Annotated in this window: 23 protein-coding genes and 2 pseudogenes; 15 read left to right on the top strand and 10 right to left on the bottom strand. The window is 36.9% G+C overall.

Translation table 11 applies throughout. The features are described from left to right. Positions 1 to 239 precede the first annotated feature (239 nt). Together P3L57_RS10280 and P3L57_RS10275 are read left to right on the top strand one after the other, a co-directional pair. Positions 240 to 515, top strand: coding sequence for a hypothetical protein (locus tag P3L57_RS10280; RefSeq protein WP_069487368.1), 276 nt, complete (start codon positions 240 to 242; stop codon positions 513 to 515). A gap of 83 nt (positions 516 to 598) precedes the next feature. Next, on the top strand, positions 599 to 994 hold the full coding sequence (locus tag P3L57_RS10275; protein ID WP_059352513.1) for a UPF0715 family protein: 396 nt from the start codon (positions 599 to 601) through the stop codon (positions 992 to 994). A 12-nt stretch (positions 995 to 1,006) separates the two neighbouring features. Here P3L57_RS10275 and P3L57_RS10270 read toward each other — a convergent pair whose 3' ends face one another. Both P3L57_RS10270 and P3L57_RS20745 read right to left on the bottom strand, forming a co-directional pair. After that, on the bottom strand, positions 1,007 to 1,237 hold the full coding sequence (locus P3L57_RS10270) for a membrane protein (protein ID WP_044155615.1): 231 nt from the start codon (positions 1,235 to 1,237) through the stop codon (positions 1,007 to 1,009). A gap of 234 nt (positions 1,238 to 1,471) precedes the next feature. Next, positions 1,472 to 1,519: pseudogene (locus P3L57_RS20745) on the bottom strand (hypothetical protein); the annotation flags it as partial. Between the two features lie 236 nt (positions 1,520 to 1,755). On the opposite strand from P3L57_RS20745, the gene P3L57_RS10260 reads away from it, so the two are divergent. The 3 genes from P3L57_RS10260 to xynB all read left to right on the top strand — a co-directional run bounded on the left by P3L57_RS10260 (position 1,756) and on the right by xynB (position 5,639). Further along, positions 1,756 to 2,037 (top strand): permease, encoded by a 282-nt coding sequence (locus P3L57_RS10260; protein ID WP_069487369.1) that lies wholly within the window; start codon positions 1,756 to 1,758, stop codon positions 2,035 to 2,037. Between the two features lie 578 nt (positions 2,038 to 2,615). Further along, on the top strand, positions 2,616 to 4,007 hold the full coding sequence (locus tag P3L57_RS10255; RefSeq protein ID WP_044155618.1) for an MFS transporter: 1,392 nt from the start codon (positions 2,616 to 2,618) through the stop codon (positions 4,005 to 4,007). Between the two features lie 30 nt (positions 4,008 to 4,037). After that, positions 4,038 to 5,639 carry a xylan 1,4-beta-xylosidase gene (xynB, locus tag P3L57_RS10250; protein ID WP_069487370.1) on the top strand — a complete coding sequence of 534 codons (1,602 nt, stop codon included), beginning with the start codon at positions 4,038 to 4,040 and terminating at the stop codon, positions 5,637 to 5,639. 149 nt (positions 5,640 to 5,788) lie between these two features. Here the strand turns inward: xynB and xylR are convergent, their stop codons facing one another. Further along, positions 5,789 to 6,943, bottom strand: coding sequence for a transcriptional repressor XylR (gene xylR, locus P3L57_RS10245; protein ID WP_069487371.1), 1,155 nt, complete (start codon positions 6,941 to 6,943; stop codon positions 5,789 to 5,791). A 257-nt stretch (positions 6,944 to 7,200) separates the two neighbouring features. Here xylR and xylA point away from each other — a divergent pair, with 257 nt between their 5' ends. Then, on the top strand, positions 7,201 to 8,538 hold the full coding sequence (gene xylA, locus P3L57_RS10240) for a xylose isomerase (RefSeq protein WP_059336544.1): 1,338 nt from the start codon (positions 7,201 to 7,203) through the stop codon (positions 8,536 to 8,538). A 161-nt stretch (positions 8,539 to 8,699) separates the two neighbouring features. Further along, on the top strand, positions 8,700 to 10,205 hold the full coding sequence (gene xylB, locus P3L57_RS10235; protein WP_264797750.1) for a xylulokinase: 1,506 nt from the start codon (positions 8,700 to 8,702) through the stop codon (positions 10,203 to 10,205). A gap of 529 nt (positions 10,206 to 10,734) precedes the next feature. On the opposite strand, the gene P3L57_RS10225 is transcribed toward xylB, so the two are convergent. After that, on the bottom strand, positions 10,735 to 12,174 hold the full coding sequence (locus P3L57_RS10225; RefSeq protein WP_264797749.1) for a flavin monoamine oxidase family protein: 1,440 nt from the start codon (positions 12,172 to 12,174) through the stop codon (positions 10,735 to 10,737). Between the two features lie 79 nt (positions 12,175 to 12,253). Further along, positions 12,254 to 12,865 carry a thermonuclease family protein gene (locus tag P3L57_RS10220; RefSeq protein ID WP_455708637.1) on the bottom strand — a complete coding sequence of 204 codons (612 nt, stop codon included), beginning with the start codon at positions 12,863 to 12,865 and terminating at the stop codon, positions 12,254 to 12,256. 615 nt (positions 12,866 to 13,480) lie between these two features. On the opposite strand from P3L57_RS10220, the gene P3L57_RS10215 reads away from it, so the two are divergent. The 4 genes from P3L57_RS10215 (at position 13,481) to P3L57_RS10200 (ending at position 17,209) form a co-directional block, all read left to right on the top strand. Beyond that, positions 13,481 to 14,896 carry a sugar porter family MFS transporter gene (locus tag P3L57_RS10215; protein WP_202657149.1) on the top strand — a complete coding sequence of 472 codons (1,416 nt, stop codon included), beginning with the start codon at positions 13,481 to 13,483 and terminating at the stop codon, positions 14,894 to 14,896. A 346-nt stretch (positions 14,897 to 15,242) separates the two neighbouring features. Continuing rightward, entirely contained in the window at positions 15,243 to 15,788 is a 546-nt protein-coding gene (locus P3L57_RS10210) for a delta-aminolevulinic acid dehydratase (RefSeq protein WP_264797748.1), read from the top strand. A 183-nt stretch (positions 15,789 to 15,971) separates the two neighbouring features. After that, a complete protein-coding gene (locus P3L57_RS10205; protein WP_059336538.1) occupies positions 15,972 to 16,451 on the top strand; it encodes a hypothetical protein in 480 nt (159 codons plus the stop codon). Between the two features lie 278 nt (positions 16,452 to 16,729). After that, a complete protein-coding gene (locus tag P3L57_RS10200; RefSeq protein WP_059336677.1) occupies positions 16,730 to 17,209 on the top strand; it encodes a DUF4944 domain-containing protein in 480 nt (159 codons plus the stop codon). Between the two features lie 154 nt (positions 17,210 to 17,363). Here P3L57_RS10200 and P3L57_RS10195 read toward each other — a convergent pair whose 3' ends face one another. Then, the gene (locus P3L57_RS10195) at positions 17,364 to 17,720 is read right to left on the bottom strand and encodes a YoqO family protein (RefSeq protein ID WP_264797747.1); all 357 of its coding nucleotides are present in this window, start codon (positions 17,718 to 17,720) and stop codon (positions 17,364 to 17,366) included. 353 nt (positions 17,721 to 18,073) lie between these two features. Between P3L57_RS10195 and P3L57_RS10190 the strand changes: the two genes are divergently transcribed. Then, positions 18,074 to 18,430: a DUF3221 domain-containing protein gene (locus P3L57_RS10190; RefSeq protein WP_059336536.1), complete on the top strand. Its 357-nt coding sequence runs from the start codon at positions 18,074 to 18,076 to the stop codon at positions 18,428 to 18,430. A 145-nt stretch (positions 18,431 to 18,575) separates the two neighbouring features. On the opposite strand, the gene P3L57_RS10185 is transcribed toward P3L57_RS10190, so the two are convergent. The 3 genes from P3L57_RS10185 to P3L57_RS10175 all read right to left on the bottom strand — a co-directional run bounded on the left by P3L57_RS10185 (position 18,576) and on the right by P3L57_RS10175 (position 20,546). Beyond that, positions 18,576 to 18,941: a hypothetical protein gene (locus P3L57_RS10185; protein ID WP_059336535.1), complete on the bottom strand. Its 366-nt coding sequence runs from the start codon at positions 18,939 to 18,941 to the stop codon at positions 18,576 to 18,578. Positions 18,942 to 19,302: 361 nt separating this feature from the next. After that, positions 19,303 to 19,848, bottom strand: coding sequence for a hypothetical protein (locus P3L57_RS10180; protein WP_264797746.1), 546 nt, complete (start codon positions 19,846 to 19,848; stop codon positions 19,303 to 19,305). 191 nt (positions 19,849 to 20,039) lie between these two features. After that, entirely contained in the window at positions 20,040 to 20,546 is a 507-nt protein-coding gene (locus tag P3L57_RS10175; RefSeq protein WP_229042978.1) for a VanZ family protein, read from the bottom strand. Positions 20,547 to 21,390: 844 nt separating this feature from the next. On the opposite strand from P3L57_RS10175, the pseudogene P3L57_RS20650 reads away from it, so the two are divergent. Beyond that, positions 21,391 to 21,685 (top strand): annotated as a pseudogene (locus P3L57_RS20650) (thymidylate synthase); the annotation flags it as partial. 175 nt (positions 21,686 to 21,860) lie between these two features. Then, positions 21,861 to 22,634, top strand: coding sequence for an acetoin reductase (locus tag P3L57_RS10170; protein ID WP_069487379.1), 774 nt, complete (start codon positions 21,861 to 21,863; stop codon positions 22,632 to 22,634). Between the two features lie 279 nt (positions 22,635 to 22,913). On the opposite strand, the gene P3L57_RS10165 is transcribed toward P3L57_RS10170, so the two are convergent. Further along, positions 22,914 to 23,924: a polysaccharide lyase family 1 protein gene (locus P3L57_RS10165; protein ID WP_371411780.1), complete on the bottom strand. Its 1,011-nt coding sequence runs from the start codon at positions 23,922 to 23,924 to the stop codon at positions 22,914 to 22,916. 195 nt (positions 23,925 to 24,119) lie between these two features. Here P3L57_RS10165 and P3L57_RS10160 point away from each other — a divergent pair, with 195 nt between their 5' ends. Next, on the top strand, positions 24,120 to 24,797 hold the full coding sequence (locus P3L57_RS10160; RefSeq protein ID WP_059293345.1) for a YoaK family protein: 678 nt from the start codon (positions 24,120 to 24,122) through the stop codon (positions 24,795 to 24,797). Positions 24,798 to 24,941: the final 144 nt, after the last annotated feature.

Here is a 24,941-nt window from a genome sequence, read left to right as displayed (position 1 = left end):
ATAGAATGGCATTAAGCTTCTTCACTTCCTTGATAATAACGAATAGAAAACCATTATGATAAACCCTATTTTCGGGATATGAGAAAAGAATTAAGCTCAGTGTGAACTGAGAAAAGGTTTGAATCATCTCTCGAAATTATAATAAAGCTGTTGTTGAAGCATAGCACGGAGACAATGACGTCTTAATATATTTTTTAATAAAAATACGATTTTAAAGAGAACGGAGATTTACTTTTAATATGAATTTTAAAAAAGCTGCAGTCATATTTTCATTTGCTTTTCCAATTATCTCAGCTATATTAATAATTAATTTGTTGACTGGAATTATTTCAATGCCGTGGCAAGGAATGCCGGTATTGTTCCCTTTATTACTTTCACCTATAGGCATAATGCTGGCGTTAGGTTCAATCAAGACAAATAAACGGTGGGCTATATGGGGAATCATCTTAAATTCAATTTTGTTACTATTCCCTTTCTTCTTTTTTATAGGTGGAACTTTGTTATTCGGAGTCTAATTTTTAAAAAGTTGTGAAAATCGATGAAGATTTTGAACAATTGGATAACTGGTTAAACAGGATACATGTAGGGGGTGCTGATTTTGAGCCTCAATCAAAAGACGTTAAACAGTTATGTTTATACTCTGGTATTCTCGAGTTTGTCATATGGTCTAGTCTTTGGCTTGTATATGTTTGTTTATTCGGGATTTATGGCGATCGCCTTAATCACAATAGGCATCATTGCATTCTACTCTTTTATCACTTACTTAATATTTGCTTTCCCCTTACAATTATTACTAAGAAGAAATCCCAGAAAGTTCAGTTTGATCTATTTTTTCATTTATACAGCAGTAGCTTTTTTAGCTGTGTTCGTGTTCTGGTTTGTTGATTATCCGCCTAGTGCTCTTACAGTGTTCAAGAGCTTAAATTATTACATAATGAGCATTGTTGCTGCGTTAATTTATTGGTTCTGGGATTCCATATGCCTGCGGAATTAGTTTATCTACTATTTAAATCATGCATTTCACAACGTTCACAACAAGTATAAAAGCCGCTGATCCGAACAACAAATACGCAGACCTTGTTTGTTTCTTTGAAAGTGTCTCCACTCCCATTAAAACAAAGAGAAGGGCAACTAATACTTGGAGAGAAACCAAGAGGAATTCACTTTGATTGTATAAAGAATATACACATAGAATTAAAGCTGCACATGAAATCAGTATTTTTGAAGCTTTAAGCAAAGAACCACTCCTTGGAAGTTTTATTAAACCATAACACGGTATGAGCATTTATTGGAGAGGAAAAAGCAAAAGAAGTGTTTTATTTAAAATTGGGGGAGTTGACTTGAACATTTTTATTTGGATTGCCATGTTTATAGCTATTTTTGGCGGCTCTTATGCAGGTTACAAAAGGAATAAAAAGAAAGAGCTTAAACAAGAAAAGTAAGTATATAAGTTTCTGGAAAGAGTATTAAGTTAAATGCTCTTTTCTATTCCACATCTCCGGCATTCACGTATGAATACACCGCTCTTTGCAGAGTTTTTGAATAAAGCTAATCGCCATTATCGCAAGGGAAGGAGTGTTTATTTGTATTGGAATAGAGCGGAAAGAGAATGGTGAGTCAAAAAGCATGGCAGCTGAGAGGGTTTGTAGAGCGGGCTGCTATACTTGTAGACCTGTATCAAAAGCGGTTAATAATGGAAACTGATTTAAAAAGGGGTGAAAAGCTATCAAAACATTAGTTGTATTATCCAGTGTTATGGGGATTGTGTTATCAATTATTGGACAAATATTTGGAATCCTAACCGATTTCTTTATTCCAGGCATTGCTCGGTTTATAGGGGTAATAGCGGGTATTCTAGTGTTACTTAGTTTGAAGTCAAGAAATACAGAAATGCAGGCTTTTATATTAGGTTCAAGTACTACGTTAGGAATAATGGGAGCAGGAATTTTATATGTTCCAGCTGCGATGATCAATGTCTTCATTAGTTTCAAGCTAAACAAAAAGTTAAAAGAAGAGAACACTAAGGAGCAGTTCTGAATAGACTGCTTTTTGTTTTATTCAGAGTGAAGTTTATATGAATTTAAAAATTTCACAGGGTTCTTAGAAGGAATGAAATCTTTTTGAAGAGAATAATCAGGATATTTGAGAAACTGACTGTTTAAAAAAGCAATAATCAATATTTGCTTCAGGAATTTAAATTTTCTGAAAAAACATTGAAAAAGTTGATAGGATTTTATAATATTAAGTCAAGTTAGTTTGTCTAATCAACAAACTAATGAAGATGACTTTATTAGTTCCATAAGATAAGGTTACTTCTAAATTTAAAGGGGGTATAAGAGGCTCGATTCAATTGGAGCTAAACAATATATAAAACAAAAGAGTGTATCTTTAATCCTTTCCAAAGTATACGGGTGCAACTAAAAAAGATGAATTTACTGCTTGGTGATTAGATCGCTTTGTACGATGAAAAATGCACTGTGAAATTAAACCACTCATATTTTTTGTGATTTCTTGAAAGCGCTTTTATAAACAATTGCCGGCCGAGGTGAGTTTGAGAAATTTTTATACCATTGCATACTGTTCCTTATTTAATGATCGAAAAGGGAGGAAAGATCATGGTCAGTGAAAATGTAAAGAAGATTAGCATGACTGAAAAAGTTGGCTATGCTTCTGGAGATTTTGCATGTAATTTAATTTATGCAACGGTGTCTACTTATCTTTTGTTCTTCTATACAGATGTATTTGGTTTATCGGCAGCAGCAGCCGGTACCATGTTCTTAGTGGTTAGAATCATCGACGCTCTCGCTGACCCTTTTATTGGAACAGTAGTAGACAGAACAAATAGCAGGTTTGGACGCTTTAGACCGTATCTTTTATTCGGAGCTTTCCCATTTGTCATACTGGCAATACTCTGTTTTACAACACCAGATTTTTCAGATATGGGGAAATTAATATATGCCTATATGACCTATGTTGGCTTGTCGCTTACATACACAACGATTAACGTGCCATATGGCGCGTTAACTTCTGCAATGACTAGAAATAATCAAGAAGTGGTTAGTATAACATCAGTTCGTATGTTATTTGCGAATCTTGGGGGACTTGTCGTTGCATTTTTTGTTCCCTTATTGGCTGCTTATTTAAGCGATACTTCCGGCAACGAATCTCTTGGCTGGCAGCTAACCATGGGTATTTTAGGATTGATAGGAGGGTGCCTTTTAATCTTTTGTTTTAAAAGCACAAAAGAGCGTGTCACTCTTCAAAAATCCGAAGAAAAAATTAAATTTACGGATATATTTGAGCAGTTTCGTGTTAATCGTCCACTTGTTGTATTAAGTATTTTCTTTATTATTATTTTTGGAGTGAATTCCATCAGTAATTCGGTTGGCATTTATTACGTAACGTATAACTTAGAAAGAGAGGATTTGGTGAAGTGGTACGGTTTGATAGGAAGTTTGCCCGCTTTGGTCATTTTACCGTTTATTCCAAGGCTTCATCAATTTTTGGGGAAGAAGAAATTACTAAACTATGCTTTATTACTGAATATAATCGGCCTCTTAGCTTTACTGTTTGTTCCGCCAAGTAATGTATATCTCATACTTTTCTGTCGCTTAATCGCTGCTGCTGGAAGTCTCACTGCCGGGGGATATATGTGGGCGCTTATTCCTGAAACAATAGAATATGGAGAGTACAGGACTGGGAAAAGAATGGGTGGGCTTATTTACGCTATCATCGGATTTTTCTTTAAGTTTGGTATGGCCTTAGGAGGAGTTGTTCCGGGTCTGGTTCTTGATAAGTTTGGATATGTGGCAAATCAGGCACAAACCCCGGCGGCATTAACGGGGATTTTAATTACAACAACCATTATTCCCGTGTTCTTGCTGGCTCTGGCTTTAATTGATATTAATTTCTATAACTTAGATGAGAAAAAATATAAAAACATGGTTCGAGAATTAGAGAATAGAGACAAAGTTTATTTGGATCATATTGATGATTTCAAGGCTTAAAAAAGAAAATAAACTGAGGAGGAGTTCCATATGAAAATTACCAATCCAGTACTTAAAGGATTCAATCCCGATCCAAGTATTTGCAGGGCAGGGGAGGATTATTATATCGCTGTATCTACATTTGAGTGGTTTCCAGGTGTCCAGATACACCATTCAAAAGATTTAGTGAATTGGCGCTTAGTCGCACATCCATTACAGAGAGTTTCACAATTAGACATGAAAGGAAACCCTAATTCAGGCGGGGTATGGGCACCATGTTTAAGTTACAGTGACGGAAAGTTTTGGCTGATCTATACGGATGTTAAGGTAGTAGATGGCGCTTGGAAAGATTGTCACAATTATTTAGTGACTTGTGAAACGATTAATGGTGATTGGGGGGAGCCGATCAAATTAAATAGTTCAGGATTTGATGCTTCTTTGTTCCATGATACGGATGGAAAAAAATATTTATTAAATATGTTATGGGATCAGCGTATTGATCGGCACTCCTTTGGAGGCATTGTCATGCAGGAATATTCTGATAAGGAGCAAAAACTAATCGGTAAACCGAAAGTGATATTTAAAGGAACTGAAAGAAAGCTGACAGAAGCGCCGCACCTTTACCGTATCGGGAACTATTATTATTTATTGACTGCAGAAGGAGGAACACGGTTTGAACACGCTGCTACAATTGCCCGTTCTAAAAATATTGAGGGACCATATGAAGTTCATCCCGATAATCCAATCTTAACATCATGGCATGATCCAGGAAATCCATTGCAAAAATGCGGGCATGCATCCATTGTTCAAACACATACAGATGAGTGGTATTTAGCTCATTTAACGGGACGTCCCATTCATCCTGACGATGATTCAATTTTTCAGCAGAGAGGGTATTGTCCTTTAGGCAGAGAAACAGCTATTCAAAAACTGGATTGGAAAGATGAATGGCCTTATGTAGTAGGTGGAAAAGAAGGAAGCTTGGAGGTAGAAGCGCCTTCTATACCTAATACAATGTTTCAAGCAACGTACCCGGAAGTTGATGAATTTGAGGACTCAACATTAAATATAAATTTTCAAACTTTAAGGATCCCGTTTACGAATGAATTAGGTTCATTAACTCAAGTGCCAAATCATTTACGATTATACGGTCATGAATCATTAACCTCGACTTTTACTCAGGCATTTGTGGCCAGACGTTGGCAAAGTCTCCATTTTGAAGCAGAAACGGCTGTTGAGTTTTATCCGGAGAATTTTCAACAAGCTGCTGGATTGGTGAACTATTACAATACAGAAAACTGGACGGCTCTTCAAGTCACGCATGATGAAGACCTTGGCCGTATTCTTGAATTAACAATATGTGATAACTTTTCTTTTTCACAACCATTAAAAAATAAAATTGTTATTCCTCGTGAAGTAAAGTATGTATATTTAAAAGTAAATATTGAAAAGGAAAATTATTATTATTTTTATTCTTTTAACAAAGAAGATTGGCACAAAATTGACATTGCATTGGAATCGAAAAAATTATCAGATGATTATATCCGTGGAGGAGGATTTTTCACGGGAGCCTTTGTAGGGATGCAATGCCAAGATACCAGTGGTAACAATATTCCGGCCGACTTTAGATATTTTCGCTATAAAGAAAAATAATTTGTGCATGAAAAAAGGAGACTTCTATTTTAGAACTCCTTTTTTCATATCCTTCAGAAATATTCCTATTCAACATCAATATAACAAACAAAAAGCTCATCTTTAAAGATGAGCGCAGGACACAGAGATCTGTACATTTTAATCATAAATTACATTGTAACCATATCCAGAAATTGATCAATAACAATAGAGGACATTCCTAATGCCGGTGCATTTTTTCCTAAGAAAGACGGTAATAATTCATAGCTATTGCCTAATTGGGAATAAACCCTGGACGACACTTCACTTCTAATTGAATTTAAAACCATAGGATGCGATTCAATTATGCTGTTTCTTAAAATGATGGCTTGAGGATTGAATGTATTTAGAATATTGGTAAGGCCTATTCCTAAATAGAATCCAAAATTCTGTAATGCATTTAAAGTTCCGATATCATTCCGGTGGGCAAGGTCTATAATATCTTGATAGGACACTTTTGTCTCTTTAGTCTGAAGAGATTTTAATAAAGCCTTCTCAGAAGCATACAATTCCCAGCAGCCTCGGTTTCCGCAACTGCATTTAGGGCCATTAAAGTCTATTGTCATATGTCCCATTTCTCCAGAGAATCCGCTGACCCCTCTATATAAATCATTGTTGATAATAACACCGATCCCTATCCCTGTACTGACACTTGCATAAATAATGTTATCGTGATTTTTTGCAGCACCGAATACTTTTTCTCCATATGCCCCAGCATTCGCCTCATTTTCAATAAAAACGGGCACATTGAACTTCTCTTGTATGAAAGATTTTAAGTCAATATCTCTCCAGTTGGAGTTCGGAGTGAAAACAATTTTTTGATTTTTATCAACTAGTCCAGGCACGCATATGCCTATACCAGTAAGCCCGTATGGAGATTGTGGCATATGCGTAATAAAGTGATGAATCATATCAATTAAAATGTCTTTGGTTTTTTCTGGAGAATTCGATTCCAAATGATGGTGTTGATCAAGAACGATCGTTCCTGCAAGGTCTGTTAAAATGCCATTAATATAATCCACACCAACATCTATTCCTACGCAGTATCCTGCCTTTTTATTAAAAACAAGCATGACAGGTCTTCTTCCGCCACTTGATTGTCCCTGACCAATTTCAAATACAAGATTTTCTTTCATTAACGTGTTTACCTGTGATGAAACAGTTGATTTATTTAATCCAGTCTTTTCAGATAATTTTGCTCTTGAAATAGGTGAATTTTTAAGAATTTCTTTTAATAATAACTTTTGATTTACTTTTTTGACAAAGGTTTGATCAGCGATAACCACTTAATCCACTCCATTTGTATAATCTTTAAATTAAGTTGAAATGTATTGTTTTCAGTATGAGACATAGTACATAGCGAATCTTACCTTTACTATATCTAATGTGTTCATAAAAAACAAAAAAAATATTGAAAATACTGATGAGGTTATATAAGATGAAAATAAGTTAGTTTGTTCGAACAACAAACTAATAGACAACTTACTTACAATATGAAATAAAACGTGCATGTATTTGAAATGATTTTTAAGGGGGAAATAACATGGCTCAATCTTATTCTAGTTCAGTCAACTATTTTGAAAGCGTAAACAAAGTGGTTTACGAAGGGAAAGATTCCACTAATCCTTTAGCATTTAAATATTATAATTCTCAAGAAGTAATTGGCGGAAAAACGATGAAAGAGCACTTGCGATTTTCTATTGCCTATTGGCATACATTTACCGCTGATGGAACAGACGTTTTTGGGGCAGCTACGATGCAAAGACCATGGGATCACTATAAAGGAATGGATCTGGCGAAGGCGAGAGTAGACGCAGCATTTGAGATGTTTGAAAAACTAGATGCACCATTCTTTGCTTTTCATGACCGAGATGTTGCACCAGAAGGAAGTACGTTAAAAGAGACAAATCAAAATTTAGATATCATCGTGGGTATGATTAAAGAGTATATGAGAAATAGCAACGTTAAGCTATTATGGAATACTGCAAACATGTTCACGAATCCCCGCTTCGTCCATGGTGCGGCGACTTCCTGCAATGCAGATGTGTTTGCGTATGCTGCAGCACAAGTAAAAAAAGGGTTAGAAACAGCAAAAGAGCTTGGCGCCGAGAACTATGTATTTTGGGGCGGCCGTGAAGGATATGAAACATTGTTAAATACCGATTTAAAATTGGAGCTTGATAATTTGGCGAGATTCATGCATATGGCAGTGGATTATGCGAAGGAAATCGGATATACAGGGCAGTTTTTGATTGAGCCAAAACCAAAAGAGCCGACCACTCATCAATATGATACAGATGCAGCAACAACCATTGCCTTTTTAAAGCAATATGGCTTAGACAATCATTTTAAATTAAATCTCGAAGCCAATCATGCCACCTTAGCAGGGCATACATTTGAACATGAATTACGGATGGCAAGAGTACATGGTCTTCTTGGCTCTGTTGACGCGAATCAGGGTGATCCTCTTTTAGGCTGGGATACAGATGAATTTCCGACGGATTTATATTCTACGACATTAGCAATGTACGAAATCCTTCAAAATGGCGGCCTTGGAAGCGGTGGATTAAACTTCGATGCGAAGGTGAGAAGGTCTTCTTTTGAGCCTGATGATTTAATATATTCCCATGTTGCAGGGATGGATGCATTTGCAAGAGGATTGAGAGTAGCCCATAAATTGATCGAAGATCGTGTGTTTGATGATGTGATTCAACATCGTTATCGCAGCTTTACTGAAGGAATTGGTCTTGAAATTACAGAAGGCAGAGCTAATTTCCATACTCTTGAGCAATATGCGCTAAATAATAAAGCAATTAAAAACGAATCAGGAAGACAGGAGCGATTAAAAGCTATATTGAACCAATACATTTTAGAAGTATAACAGATAAAGAGAACTGCTATAAAAAGGTATAGCATGATAGCCAATACCTGAGATTACCCGTCATGATCCCTTAACTTTTGCTTATTGTTATGACGGGTAATTTCTATAACTGGGCATTTATTTAGAGTGAATGGTTTTTTATAAGGGTAAGGGGTGAAAAAATGAAGTATGTCATTGGAATAGATCTTGGAACGAGTGCTGTTAAAACGATTTTAGTTAATCAAAACGGCAAGGTTTGTGCAGAAACGTCCAGAAGTTATCCGCTCATTCAAGAGAAGGCGGGATATAGTGAGCAAAATCCTGAAGACTGGGTGCAGCAAACAATTGATGCATTGGCTGAATTGGTGTCCATATCCAACGTTCAAGCCAAGGATATTGACGGGATAAGTTATTCAGGACAAATGCATGGGTTAGTACTGCTTGACCAGGATCGGCAGGTGTTACGTCATGCGATTCTTTGGAATGACACCAGAACCACGCCTCAATGTATTAAGATGACCGAGAAATTCGGTGATCATCTGCTTAACATCACAAAAAACCGTGCTTTAGAAGGGTTTACATTACCTAAAATCTTATGGATGAAGGAACATGAGCCTGAACTTTTTAAAAAAACGGCTGTTTTTTTGCTTCCGAAAGACTATGTGAGATTTCGTATGACCGGTGCCATTCACACCGAATACTCCGATGCAGCAGGAACGTTACTTTTACATATTACTCGCAAGGAGTGGAGCGATGATATTTGCAATCGATTTGGCATTTCTGCAGATATTTGTCCTCCGCTTGTTGAATCTCATGATTGTGTAGGATCGCTGCTTCCGAACGTTGCGGCGGAGACAGGGCTGTCGGAAAAAACAAAAGTGTACGCTGGGGGAGCAGATAATGCTTGTGGTGCGATTGGAGCCGGCATTCTTTCTTCCGGAAAAACATTATGCAGTATTGGAACGTCAGGGGTCATACTTTCATACGAAGAAGGCGAAGAAAGAGACTTTAAAGGGAAAGTGCACTTTTTTAATCATGGAAAAAAGGATTCTTTTTATACGATGGGAGTCACGCTCGCTGCAGGGTACAGCTTGGACTGGTTCAAAAGAACGTTTGCCCCAAACGAATCGTTTGAGCAATTATTGAAGGGGGTGGAATCTATTCCAATAGGAGCAAATGGACTGCTATACACTCCTTATTTGGTAGGTGAAAGAACGCCACATGCTGATTCTTCTATTCGGGGAAGCTTAATTGGAATGGATGGAGCACACAAAAGAGAGCATTTTTTGAGGGCGATTATGGAAGGCATTACATTCTCTTTACATGAATCAATTGAGCTATTTCGAGAAGCGGGAAAATCAGTGCATACTGTTGTTTCTATTGGTGGAGGAGCTAAAAATGAAACGTGGCTTCAAATGCAAGCTGATATTTTCAATGCGAGAGTGATAAAGTTGGCAAATGAACAAGGCCCGGCCATGGGTGCTGCTATGCTAGCTGCCTTTGGAAGTAGGTGGTTTGAATCTCTTGAAGAGTGTGCAGAGCAGTTCATTCGCGAGGCTGCTACATTTTATCCAAAGGAACAAAATGTTCAAAAATATAAAACACTATTCGATGTGTATAAGAAAATTTACACTCACACAAAGGATCTAAATACAGCCTTGAAGAGCTTTCGAAAAAACCAATTATAAGTATGGTTCAAAAACAGTGTGTTTTTTTGTCAGGGGATCAACGAAAAAACAATTAACGACTAATCCTCAACAAAGGCATTTGATGACAAAACTACAGCTCAAATCGGCTCCCAAGATGGCTATTGCGGAAGGATTATGGGAACACCAGTATGACGCTCAATAGCGGCGGCGCGTTTAGTGCCCAGTGAAGTAGCATTGGGAATGCTTTATTCGAAAAGGCAAGAAATTCGATACAACCAAGACTTACTCATAACTTGGAAATGTCAATTCATTACAATGCAACCTTCAATCTGGAAGGAAATTCAAGCAGTAAATCATCCTTTTAAGTTTTGATTCAAATCCTGATTTGGTTTCAGTCCAAACTCTTGATTTACGATCAAATCGGAAGTATTGTCTACGCACAAACACCCACTCACATTAAATGTGAAGGGGTGTTTGTGATTAGCTACACGATCTAATTGCTGTTTTAAAAAGCAATATCAAATCTATCTAAAGGAGTCGCTAAAAACGGATATAAAAAACGAATGATTTAAGTTATACGATTCACTTCATACGCCGTTCGTATTCCGGATTCAATCGCTCCTTGCATCCATCCGTGAGTAAGTGAGGCGTGTTCTCCAGCGAAATGTATTTTCCCTTCAGGGGCAGGGATGTATGGATACAGCTGTAATTCCTGTCCTGGTTCGAAAGCTGTGAAACCCCCGGCTGAATGTGGATTTTGTGTCCAGCTAAAAGAAGCGCCGGTCACAAACTCTGACCATACAACATCACCATAGATTTCCGATAAATTCATTAACGTATAGCGGAGGCGCTCTCCCTCTGAAAGACTGTCCCATATCAGTGCCTCATCCGCCCATGTGTAACTCGCTACAACGACAGCATGTCCATTCGATCCAATGTCAATGCTGGGATAATACGAAAATCTAATCGGAAGATCAGTTATCGATTTGCCGCCGCGCTGCCCAGCTTTTTCCCAAAAACGGCTCTTAAACTCTATTCCGATTTTTGTTGCGGCAATATAGTTGAGTTCACGAATGGCCCGCCGTTTATAATAGGAAAATGAATCATATGGTTCAACTTGTACAAAACGCAATGTTGAAAATGGAATGGTTATGATAGCGAGATCGCCTGTCACTGCCAAATGTTTTGCTGTCTGTTGATGAATGCAGTTAACCGTAACATTGTTTTGGTTTTGAGATATTTTCACCATTTTATGATGGAAGACAGTATGTTCTTTTAATTGAGGAAGAAAGGCTTGAGGAAGCCGATCCATGCCGCCTGTTATTTCATAGAAGCGAGTTGGCGACGTATAAAAGATGGATTCCCGTAACACTTCAACAAGGGACATCCCCATATATGCTTCCATATCCAAAAGTACGCCGATCATATCGATTGCACCGTATGAAAAATAAGTATTCAAGTAAGAGCCTAACGAATGGTTCCGGTATTGTGTTTCAACAATCCGCCAATTTCTCGCAGGATCTGCATAAATAAAATTGAGGATAGGCTGCAATACAGAAAGCATCAGCTCTTCGGCCGTTTTTCTTTGTTCATTTGCTGCAACTGGGTATCTTAAGATACCCGGATTGCTTTCAAAATGAAGAAGACGTGTTTGAATGCCATTGGCGTAAATGATGTCCATTGGAGTTCTGTTCAAAAATACATTTGTTGGCAGGCTGAATTTTTTTATATATTCCAAGGTTAGAGTATGGGTATCCGGAATACGCATTGGTCCAACATTGAAATACAGCCCGGCACTGGAGGGAGATCGCAACGTGCAAACTCTGCCCCCGACTCTATCACTCGCTTCCAGAATCGTCACTTTATGTCCCGCATTCTTCAGTAAAGATGCAGAAACAAGCCCGGCCAACCCGGCGCCAACGATAATAATGTGCTTTGGGTATTGTGATGTGCTAAGACCATTTCTAATCATCGCAATCATGTCTTCGTTCTTTAGTAGAGAATTCATTTTTGTGAGGCACCCTCTTTTTTGATTTATTGCATTATATTCATTCAAAAGGGTATCTATCACGAACTATATCCTTTTTTCACTTATGTTTTTCAGTTGAGTGCTGCTTAACACAGCCTTTAAATCCTCTGGCATTCACATAACCGTTTTTACTCCAAATAGAACGTTTTTTCGTTTGTGCTTCCTGTTCATCTTTTCTAAACTGGTCTATGTATTTCGTATTTGGCTCATAAACATATGCTACTCTGGCTAATCCTTCTTTTAACAGTGTTTCTTGAACAGATTTGCCATCGACATAAACGTAAGCTAACAGCCTTCCGAATTTATCTCTGCGCTCTCCTTTATCAAATTCTAATTGGAGCTTGCCGCCGCTAACCAATTCTTTGTTTCGTTTAGATGCATCCTCGCCATATGGCTGAACACATGAATGTGGCTTTTTAGTCTCTGGAGTATCAATGAGCAAGTAGCGAACCGTGTCAATATTGCCGTTATAGCTAACTTTGATCGTATCTCCGTCAACAGGCCTTTCTAACAAAGCATCCACCAAGCCTTTTTTTGCTTCCGATTTAGAATTCTTGGCAACTGGCTGTATAAGATCTGAATGGCTTTTTTCAGCAGTATCATTTAATCCGCAGGCTGCCAAAGAAAAACTCAAAGCTAATAGACTAAAGCCTAACATTACTTTCTTCAATTCTATTTCTCCTTCTTCTGTTTCTATCTCAATCAACCAACATCCATTATAAAGATATCGCTATTTATTGTGAATGTAATTTTTCTTAACACGTTTATATTTGAGTACAAGCCTTTGATCAATATTCAGATATCACAAAAAGGTTTCAAAAACATAACCATAACATAATGAAAATAGAACATGTTCAGCTGAATTTCCTGAAATCATTCGGAGCATAAGGGGATTAGTATGTATTCCTGGTGTTAGGCGTTTTATCTGGGAAAATCCTATGATTGCTAAAAAACTTCAGAAGCTTTTTATTGACTGAAAATGCTTTTAAAATTATGATAATATCAAACCTAACAAGGATGTAACAAAAATATAACTAGGACATAACAAAAAAGTGGATATGTTTCTTGTAAAAAAATGAAAGCGATTTCAATTAGGTTGTTTTTGCGAAAAGCCTCATTCGCTGCATTGAGTATTGCTAATTTTCAGATTGATAAGGTCTCGAGAAATAAAAAACCTGGCTGAAACGAGTATTGCTCTTTAAAAGAGAAAGGGTGAATCCAGCACACTCGGTTGACAAGAATGAAAAAATGTATAAAGCATTCTTCATAAAGGTGGGGAAAGGGTATGAAAGAACAACGAAATCCTAGGTCGTCTTTACAGTTAATAATGATTTCAGCAACATTTGGCGGGCTTCTCTTTGGATATGACACCGGAGTTATAAATGGAGCTTTGCCTTTTATGGCAAGATCTGATCAACTTAACTTAACACCGGTCACAGAAGGGCTGGTTACAAGCATGCTTCTATTAGGAGCAGCGTTTGGTGCATTGCTGTGCGGCAAATTGGCTGACCGCTATGGCAGACGTAAAATGATCCTTAATCTTTCCTTTTTATTCTTTCTGGCATCACTCGGAACAGCATTTGCTCCGAATGTTTTAACGATGGTTATCTTTCGGTTTTTGCTGGGACTGGCTGTCGGTGGGGCATCATCAATGGTACCGGCCTTTTTAGCCGAAATGGCGCCGTATGAGAAAAGAGGGCGAATGGTAACGCAAAATGAACTGATGATCGTCGGCGGGCAATTTTTAGCCTACGTTTTTAATGCGATTCTTGGTGTTGCAATGTCTGATACAGGGCATGTTTGGAGATACATGCTTGTCCTTTGTGCCATACCGGCTCTCCTATTATTTGCAAGTATGCTCATGGTTCCGGAGAGCCCGAGGTGGCTAACTTCTAAAGGTAAAAAAAGCGAGGCGCTGCGCGTTCTTAAACTCATACGTGACGAGAAAAGGGCAGAAGCAGAATTTAAAGAAATACAAGCAGCGGCAGTCAAAGATTCAAATGTAGAGAAGGCATCGATCAAAGAGTTCTCTACACCATGGCTGCGCCGTCTTTTATGGATTGGGATCGGTGTTGCCATCGTTAATCAAATCACAGGCGTCAATTCGATTATGTATTACGGCACTCAAATCCTGCAAGAATCCGGTTTTGGTACAAAGGCAGCGTTAATCGCTAATATTGGGAATGGATTGATATCAGTCATCGCCGTTATCATCGGCATTTGGCTGGTTGGCAGGGTGAACCGGCGCCCGATATTGATGATTGGTTTATCAGGAACCACCACAGCGCTTTTATTCATTGCCATATTCTCAATCGTGCTTGATGGATCAGCAGCACTCCCGTATATCGTGCTATCTTTGACCGTTTTATTTCTAGCCTTTATGCAGGGCTGTGTCGGACCAGTAACATGGCTGGTCATTGCAGAAATATTCCCGCAAAAAGTAAGAGGGCTTGGTTCTGGCATCAGTGTATTTTTCCTCTGGATTTTAAACTTTATCATCGGTTTTGCTTTTCCAATCATGCTTAGCTCTGCAGGCTTATCCTTTACTTTCTTTATATTTGTCGCTTTGGGTATCTTGGCAATCGGTTTTGTGTACAAATTCATGCCGGAAACTAAGGGACGAACACTTGAGGAATTAGAAGAGCATTTCCGTTCAATGGATAGAAATTATGACTCTGAAAAATCAATTCATGAAGCGTGATATCTGTACTAAAATGATATTGAAACTCAATTAGATTAATCAAGAAAACAATTCTGCATCAGACTCCCAATGAAGTGCGAGAAATAATTGATATGGACTTGTGGGAGAAAGCAAACTTTATACTTTCTTAATTCAACGATTACATGAAGGCCGCCATTAGTATTGGCGAAGCAAATGATGGGATGGCATGTGCCCTTCACTGATCTGCTCAAACAAAACGATTTGTAATTATAATTTGTCGAAGTTCTTTTCGTTTTGGAAATAACTAACGGAATCTTTTGATATCTCATTTTAATTTGTGAAGCTAGAATTTAGGGCACTAATAACTTTAGGGAGGCTATTTGTTTTGAGGCAGTCAAGTATGTGCATTACTTTAGTGTCAGGGCCAAATTGTGAGTTAGAATCATTTGCATTACGTTCCGCACTTGAATATTACGGTGCAAAAGTACACATGCATTGGGTTGGACGACCTAATGATTTAGTTAGCGTGCTTTCTGGCGAGAACAGGGAAGAAACCGATTATTTGATTTTAAGTTTTCATGGAGAAGATGGAAAATTTATATTGCCGGAATTGGGGCAAGAGGTTTATGAAAAAAACGAGCCGCATTCATGTTATTTCGGTCCTGAAGAAGTTCGGGCGTATGCAGATTTACGAGGGGTGCATGTGTTAGCAACTGGATGCACATTAGGTGACAAAAGGCTTGCAGAAGCGTTTAGACAATGCAAAAGCTCTTCTTACATAGCCCCTGGCGACTATATAGATGGAAACGCTACGCTTATCTTCGTCCTCACATTCATATATGAACTAATGACAAATGCGAAATCTCAAGAGGCAGCATTTCAAAAGGCTGCTTCGATCGACAAAGAAACAAGCTTGTTTCAATTGTTTTGAATCTAAACCACATACATTTAGCTATTGTAATGTTATGTTGCTGAAAGTCCTGCTTAGATTCCCGCAGACTAATGAAATAGTATTGCATTTGTAATAAAGCTCTCTAAATGAGGGCTTTTTTTATGCGTCATACTGGACACTTATATTGGGGAAGCTAATGAAAAAGAAAGAAGGAGATACGAAGTGAAGAAGCATTTACTTTCCTTATGTGTTTTATTATTTGCATTGACTTTTGTTCAAACAAAGACTCAAGCCCTGACATTTACAGAGTTGCCAATTAAACAAAAAACAGAACAATGGTCAGTCGAAATAACTGAAGCAAAAAATGCAAAGGAATTAGCGAGTCCAAAAAAGGGGGAATATAACGTATATTCAATGGAAATCAAAAACATAGGGGAAGCCGCAGCTACAGTGGATGTACAATTGTATAGAAATGATCCTGATTCAACCACTAGGTTTTCACTTTTTGGCTGTCCCAACGAAAATTGTGTGAGACAGGAGGAGGATTTAATAAGCTTAGCCGAAAGTTTAAACGATGGTGCCCCGCTGAAGTTTAACCATTTTATGGTGGCTGAAAAGGCATCTGAATTAGAGGTTGTTATGATTTGGACACAAAAAGGAAAAGAAGGACGCCAATTAAAACAAACCTTTACATTCAGTTAGTACCAGGTGAATTAGACAATGTAGTGACCTACATAGCTTGTAAGTAAATTTCTTTCCATTTGATGCTAAAAGGCAAATAATCAACACCTGATCAGTCATTAGCAAATATAGATGCGCTGTGAATCACAAAGCTGAGAACAAAGAAGAAAGTCTTATATGGCTGCAAAACTGAAAAGACAATGATTGGGCTGCTTTATGAGCAGCTTTTTTTATATTCTTTTTCAAGTAACATTTTGCCCATTTATTCTACTAATAAAATGAAGAAAGCGAGGGAAAACATGAGAAGCAAAAATAAAATTAAAAAATCACTAATCATTACAGCTCTATTATTGATTTGTTTTGTAACGTTCTTTGCAATGATATCAGGAGACAAAGTAAAATATGAGGGAAGCAGCAGGAACGGATTGTGGGTTTCTACCATTGAAAAATCAGATAAAACTTCGATTGGCCCTAATTACTTCTTGAATTTATACTGGCGAGGGAACAAGAAAGAAGCGAAAAGAACCATTGTTGAAAAAATTATATTATATATAGATGGTAAAAAGTACGATGACAGAGAAGATTATGATTTATCAGAGTACACAGGTGAAGAAATGCCAGGCGGAGGACAAATGGAAGACCATATTGCTACGTTTGATTTTATGCCTGAAGATGAAGTAATAGGACATGATGTAGTTGTTAAGGTTGAGTGGAAGACCGGTAGGGAGAAACATACAGATAAAATAAGATTACAAGAGAAACCATGGTATAAAAGATAAATTTGCAATGGCAAGTTTAGGGATGAACGTCCAAAATATAGGTCTGCCTTTCAGAAACATCTGATTGATACGTACATGTCATGATTAAGGCATGTTTTTATTCAAAGTAAAAATAAAACATGCGAGTGTAGTTCCTTACCTGTACATAAAATGCTTACATTTCTTTCAAATGCTCGTAAAGCAATCTAAAGCAAACAGTACCAGATATCAAAGGGACTGGAAACAAAATAATCACTGCTATGGTCTCCCAGCCGTTAAAAAAATCGTGGTTTTTAATGAATACCTGTCCTTCTAAAATGATAAAAGTTATAATCCCTGTTAATACTAAAAAGCATGAAAACAGAATGCTCCTTGCTTTTGGTTTTAGCTTTTTAAACTCATCTTTAAAATAAATGAAAACGAGAACTAAAGAGCAAAAGGATGCTACAGTGCTTATGACATCAATATTTTTCATGATTTTCTCAATGATGATACATAAGATGAAAAGAAAAAATGCTAAGTTTTTAGACAAAAAAATCGCTCCTTATTTTATGGCTACCCAAAAAGTTTACAAGTTTTTCACAATAGGCACAACGCGATGTCAGTAAATTAATCTATTGGTTAACGAAATAGGTGTTTTACCTTATTGTACCATGTACTAAATATTCAATCATTTTTTATGTGCGGGCACTAGGAAATGATGTGTAACGGAAAGGCAAAACGGAATTGAAGAGAGTTTACCTGTGGTAAATCTGTTCTTCAAATCTATAAACTTGTACTGTTTTTCCGGGTCCAGTACTCTTGTGTCGCGTGATTATAAATTACCTCTAAAATGATTTGCCTTTTTTTACTGTTATAAAACATACGCCAAAAAGGGAGAGATAAATGCGTAAAAACGGGATATTGGTCTTAGTGTTCCTTGCTTTTATTTCAGGCTGCAATGATAAGGAAGAAAATAAAATAAAAACGCCAAAGATGCAGAACCTTGTTGGTTTTATCCTTTTTAAGGATGAAAAGTCAGCCGTTTTTCTTCAGGGCACACATGCTCCTGAAAAAGAGGACTTTGAATTGTCTCAAGATAGACTTATAAGAAAATATAAAAATCATGTTGTGATATTAGAGTTAAGTCAAATTGAAAACAAAGAAGACCTTGTGGAAGGTAAAAAAATGAAGGTGTGGTTCAACACTCTAAAAGAATCTGATCCTCCAAAAGCAACAATTAAAAAATTCAAATGGTTATAAAGGTTGGCATCCCCCCGCATATGATCGCTTAATAGAAAGCTCTACAATTACCGTATACAACAATTTGAAGAGTTAAATAGCAAGAGGGGATACACCTGCTTCTCTAGAATCGATTCAATCTAAATGCAGATAAAGTTAGCTTCAATTATTCATTTAACCCGTCGATTTCAAAATTATCTATATCAAGATTTAGGTTTTTCAATTGTTTTAACAAAACTTCAGCTTTTAAGCAGTCACCGTTTTTAAATTCTTTTGGGATATCTTCAGGGTGAAAAATTTTTATACCAGCCTCAATCCATTGTTTACGATACAATTGAAATGCAGCTTCAATCAGATGATCTGGTGTTACAATAAAACCTAATTTCACATCATGATCTTCACTGTAACCAAATTCAAATCCACAACATGGACAAATATCAAATGTTTTTTGATACTCCCCATTATACAAAAGATTTTCTATTAATCCTTTATACCCGCATACTAAACATGAGTACAATTCTTTGTCCAACATTAATCCCTCATTTGTCTATTTTTATAATTACGCATTACGTTCTGCTGAATAAGAAGTTCTTTGGTCTTTTATTTTATTTTAATAATGGTACTGCCATTAACAGCGCTAGGGCAATTTTGATATGAAACAAACTTTAAAGCTTAGAGAAAATGGATTTACGATTGGAACGGTCCTGAAAAAAAGATGTTCTTTTACCACGCCGAAAGAGCATGAACATTCAATGCAGCTAGTTGCTGTATAAAAGCAGCATGATGGGCGAGGGCGGCAAGTGTAATTTGTAATGATGCTTTAGCGTAAAAAACAGCACTCACACGAAGACGTAGTGCTGTTTTAACGTTTGCAGAGCATTACATAAAAGTGGTTATTTCCAGGCTGACAAATATTTCTTTCGATATGTGCTATCTTTCTCGATCTCAATCAAGTCCATTGCTATTTCCCTAATATGCTCATCTTTATCTTCATCGTATAATTTTTTTAATCCTACAATCATATCGTAGCGAATCAATGTATAATGTTTTTCGTTCATTCCATTTTTAAAGCGATCAATAATATGAGTAAGCACCAGTTCTTTTTGTTCTGGTCCAGCTAAGCCAACCTTCCAGATTGCTTGCAAACTATGCCGAGCAGTTACAAATTTTGAATCCCTGGTCACTTCCCATAACGCTGGAAAGTCGTACAGCATCCGCTTATCCGGATCACTGATTGCTAAACCAGCAAGAAACTGTGCAGCTCTCGCTCGCCTGTGGTTATCCGGATCGGTCAGCCATCCTATTAATTGATCCCATACTTCATAAGCCCAGTCTACTTTTTCCTTTGTGGCGTTAATAATATTCTGAAAGGCTTCTAATTGCAGGCTTTTGTCCTTTGCTTCTAGATTTTCAAAATGAGATTTCATTACACTGTCCATTTTCGTATCACCTTAAAATGATTAGTTATGTTGATTATATCCTTTCACCTTGCGGTCTTCCAATAAACATCATTTCTCGCGCTAGTGAATGCTTACCTTTTCCTATTATGTCTTTCTAGTTGAATTTCAACAAAAAGTCTGTCACATTGGCTGGTCTTTGCTTGATGAGGGCTACATATCTTGTTTACAGATCAGATGTTTATGAAAGAATCATTTTTAAATCGCAATTTTTTATATAACGATCGAAGAATACAAAACAGCGAGTAGCCTATTGCAGCACCTGACGTATTAAGGATTAAATCATCAACGTCAAAACTTCTATAAGAGTTTCTTACATACATAGAAATTGAAAGTTGCGTTAGTTCTATAAACAATGAAATAAAAAATCCAGTTAATAACATTCTTTTTAGGTTCCTTAACTTGTCAAATAAAAGGGGGAACAACAAGCCAATTGGCAACAGTAAAATCAGATTTCCGCCAAGAGATCTTATCACAAAAAACTGCAAGCCTAGATGATAAATATCTACAAAGAAATAAAACGGGATAAAGTTATTTCCATACAAAAATGGATGATAAGAATCGTTCCTCCAGTTCGCAATTAAATGATGATCTATAGGTAAAGGGAATATTGTTACGCTTATCAGTTCAAAGAAGTAAACGATTAAACAAACAATAACAAGATGCTTATCATTGGCCATTCGTTCTTTCTTAAATATAAATCGTTTAATAATTCTATATAGAATAAAACAAAAATAAAGTACAAACATGAATGGCAAGAGAAAAGTTGAGTCAAGCATAAATACACCACAATTTCTTTTTTGATCTATTTTAACATAATTAGGAAAGAGATTAAGATTAAATAAAAAAGACTTTTATCTAGATTTAAAAGGAGGAAAGAGAAGGTGAAACTCAATAACGACAGTGATTTCCAAACCAAGTTTGCTGACATGTTTTTAAGAAACGGGTTGTGGAGAAGTTTATTGCTCATATGAGTCAAAGTTGAAAATAATTGGAGTGAAATTGAATTGATAAATTGTTAAAGAATAAAAAAATAACTAAATGTGTTGAAAAGATCAATTGCTCTAAAGAATGCCTAATTTCGTATGGACAAATGACATTTGGCTGTGAGGTAAATACAATACATTAAACTAGAGGAGCGAATGGAGGGTTCGATGTGTTTAGACAATATCCAGTTTGGTATACACAAACACCGTACTATCTAAATTATCATGTGCCTCAATACCAAACAATCTCTTATGATCCACAACGATGCTATCAACGTTGCATGTATCAAACTGGCGGTAACTATGAGTTATGTGACAGATTATGTTATGGAGAAATACAAGTGTAAAAGAGGGGACTTTCTCCTCTTTAAAACCACATTATATAAATGAAAAATGAAGAATCTGATAAAAAGGAAGTAAATTGGGATAACTCTATTTGATAAACGATACATCACAATTATAAATAATGATATCTCAGTTGAAGAATGTAAACCAAGTAGGAGTCAGAGAAAGCTTGCAGCTTAAAGAATGACGAAGGAAACAAGAGGACGGCAGCATCGGCAATACATATGATGATAAGCTTGCTAAGAAATATTGAATGTTAAATGATGAAAAAGCTGACCAGGTCGATGATCTTCTTCATCAGTTAAAGAACGACTTCATCACGCATGCTTTGGAATCAAGACCAATTAAACTCAATGGCATTTACACTATGCTTATATGAAATTCAAAGGTATTGTAAGCAAGGAAAACTACATTTAGGGGTAAGACCGTAGCAATGAAACATTGGGTACCGGTCTAATGAATTCCAATATAATGTATTACAGCGTATAAGGGATCAATCCTGAAGTGAAGAACTTTATTACTTTACACACAATGATTTCAACTTGAATTAATTAATATAATACAAGCTTTCTTTTGAGACAGCAGTTTACATTATGTGGAGAAACATTGATTTGTTAAAATAAATATATCGTCACTATACCTCATTGCGAAAGGGGAATATTTATGACCAAGGTAGCAATTGTTACTGGTTCCGCAGGCGGATTAGGGAGAGGGATAGCAGAAAGATTGTGCAAGGATGGTTTTAGTGTCGTTCTGCATGATATTAACGAGGAACTGCTGCAGACAACTGTATCAGACTTCAAAGAAAAAGGCTATCATGTTATCGGAGTAAAAGGGGATGTATCCAAGCGTGATGATCAATTCAATTTAGTTAAAGCAGCGGCAGATACATTTGGCCGTTTGGATGTGTTTGTAAACAATGCAGGCATTGAGGCAGTTTCGCCATTTTTAGAAATAACAGAAGAACAACTGAATCAATTGTTCAAGGTTAATGTCAATGGCGTTGTGTTTGGTACTCAAGCAGCTGCTGATCAGTTCATTAAGCAAGAAACAAAAGGCAAAATCATTAACGCATGCAGTATAGCAGGTCACGAATCATTTGAAATGCTTGGCACATATTCCGCAACGAAGCACGCTGTGAAATCTTTTACACATTCAGCTGCTAAAGAGTTAGCCAAATATAAAATAACAGTTAACGCATATTGTCCTGGTGTTGCAAAAACAAAAATGTGGGATCGTATTGATGAAGAAATGGTTAAACATAGCGATGATTTAAAACCAGGAGAAGCTTTTGAGAAATTCTCTTCAGACATTGCACTTAAAAGATATCAAACACCTGAAGATGTGGCCAATTTAGTCTCATTTCTAGCTTCAGATGATTCAGATTATATCACCGGTCAAGCTATTTTAACTGATGGCGGCCTGGTTTATAGATGATAGAATGTACATTAAAATAAAAGAATCCATTTTCGAAATGGATTCTTTTTGTTTGAGATGAAACCATAATGACCTAGTTGTATAATGAGAAAAGCAATTCAGAGGTCCGTGTGTTCCTTCAATGAAAATGGAGTGAACATTTTGGCGAAAAAATTTTGGTCCGTAAGCATGTTCATCTTGTGCAGGAATGATATGTTTGATAAGCAAGTTTAGACACAAGCCAGACGAACAATACATAGCCATAAAGAGAGGCTTGGCGTTATGCAAGCCCTCTTTGTGTCAGTAGCCAAAAACCAATGTTGTACTTTGTGATCCGGCATATTTTGTGACAAATTCTTTTGTGTACTGCGGAGTTTGCACCCGGTAGCTGTAATTGGAGCCTGGATTCCACGTTGTCAACGGAGAGGATTGCCTGTTCAAGGATGGATAGCTTCCTGTATCCTTAAAGTATCCGGTGCCCTTGTCATCAAGGATTCCGCCTTTTTCGCTGCCTTTTCCAAAATAATTGTATTCAGAGTATATTTTTGCTTTTGTCGCGATGGTAATTGCTTGGTTAAAATTGTTGCTATAATTGTTTTTGACATGAAAATAGCCATATCTCATCAGCCCCGGGCCTCTTACATACAAATTCTCAAAATAGTTGTTGGCGATGGTCATGTGCGGATAGCCGTCATATTGGTGCTGGGAATCATCAGGATATCCTAAAATTAAACCGTACTTATGATTTGCGAATTTTGAGTTGCTGATGGTAATATAATCAGCTGATTTACCGATATACAACAGCTTGTCCAGGTCACTTCCGCCAGCATTATAGCTGTGTCCTGAAAATGTAACATGGTCGATCCAATAGTTGAAGCCTGAATCTAGATAAAGCTGTATATCGTTATTTCCATTAATCTGCGGGCTGTGTTCAAAGGTCAGATTTTGAAAGATGACGTTTCCGGATGAAGAAGCTGTTGTTAAATAAATATTTTTCAGCGTTTTTTTAGCATAAGAACCTACAAGTGTTTTATTTGAACCAATCGTTACCGTTGTTTTTGAAGAAGCGATTAAATCATTTTGAAGCACTAAAATTTTAGGTGTTGATCCGCTCAGATGGGTTTTTAAATCATTTAGACTTTGGATATATACGATCTGGCCGTTTTTTCCGCCGGTTGTGCTGGCTTTAGAGACTCCTTTTTCATTTTTTGCATTTCCGGCAAATCCTAAAATGCCATTCGTCGAGGTATTTGGAAAATCGACGGCGCCTAAAGCTTTTTCAGGCAAGAGAAGCAATAATAAACTTAACATGGCAAATAATAAAGAAAATCGTTTCAAAGCCACTCAGCTTCCTTTCAAATTGAAATAAATTCATATGGATTATTATTACAGTTGGACAAAAGTAAGAATAGAGTCTATATTCCTGATCAAAACCGGGATTTTATATGTTTTTGATGTCAAATAAAAGAGTTACAATTGGAACAACACGAAAGGATTGATACACCATTGACTGCTTCAGCATATCGAAACACCTTGCTTTCACTTCTTTGTTTAACAGCGGGAATCGTGGATGTGATCGGCTATTTAAGCCTAGGACACGTCTTCACTGCTAATATGACCGGAAATATCGTTTTATTGGGATTAGCGATCGGAAAGTCTCTTCAGGTCACTGTTTTTCATTCTCTGACTGCGCTAATCGGTTTCATATTTGGGGTGATTATTTCAACAATCATTGTTGGAAAGGCAGAGAAAACATTTTGGCCATCCGCTGTAACAAAAGCTCTGGCAATTGAAGCATTCATTTTATTTGTTTTTGCTTGTCTTTCAATATCTTCTGCTTTCGTTCCCGTATACATCCTTATTATCCTTTTGAGTATTGCCATGGGGATACAAACAACAGCAGCTAAACAACTGGGGATTGCAGGCATTTCTTCAACTGTTTTGACCGGAACATTGGCTTCTCTTTTAGAGGATCTTTCCGGCCGGTTGTTTTTCTCTAAACAGAATAAAACATTCTTGAGAGATGCTGTGTTAAGGGCGCTGGCCATCATATTATATTGTATGGGGGCTATTATTGTAGCTTTTGCAGAACCGCATTTTCATTACATCATTATTTGGGTTCCGATTGTGCTCATTTTAGGTATTATACTTACTGCTCTGGCCAAGTTGCAAAAAGTAAAGTGAAATTCTCCCGCTTGCGATTTCAAGCGGGGATGGGAATTTTTTGAGCTGATGTACTTCAGATCCTCACTATAGCTATCCATATTAATGAAACAAGAATTTTGGCTCATATGTGCATCTGAACATAAGTATTGCATAGTCGTATAA

Source organism: Bacillus sp. B28, assembly GCF_029536185.1.
In the GTDB taxonomy this organism is placed as follows: Bacteria; Bacillota; Bacilli; order Bacillales; family Bacillaceae; genus Bacillus; species Bacillus halotolerans.
This window is presented reverse-complemented; position numbering and strand designations above follow the sequence as displayed.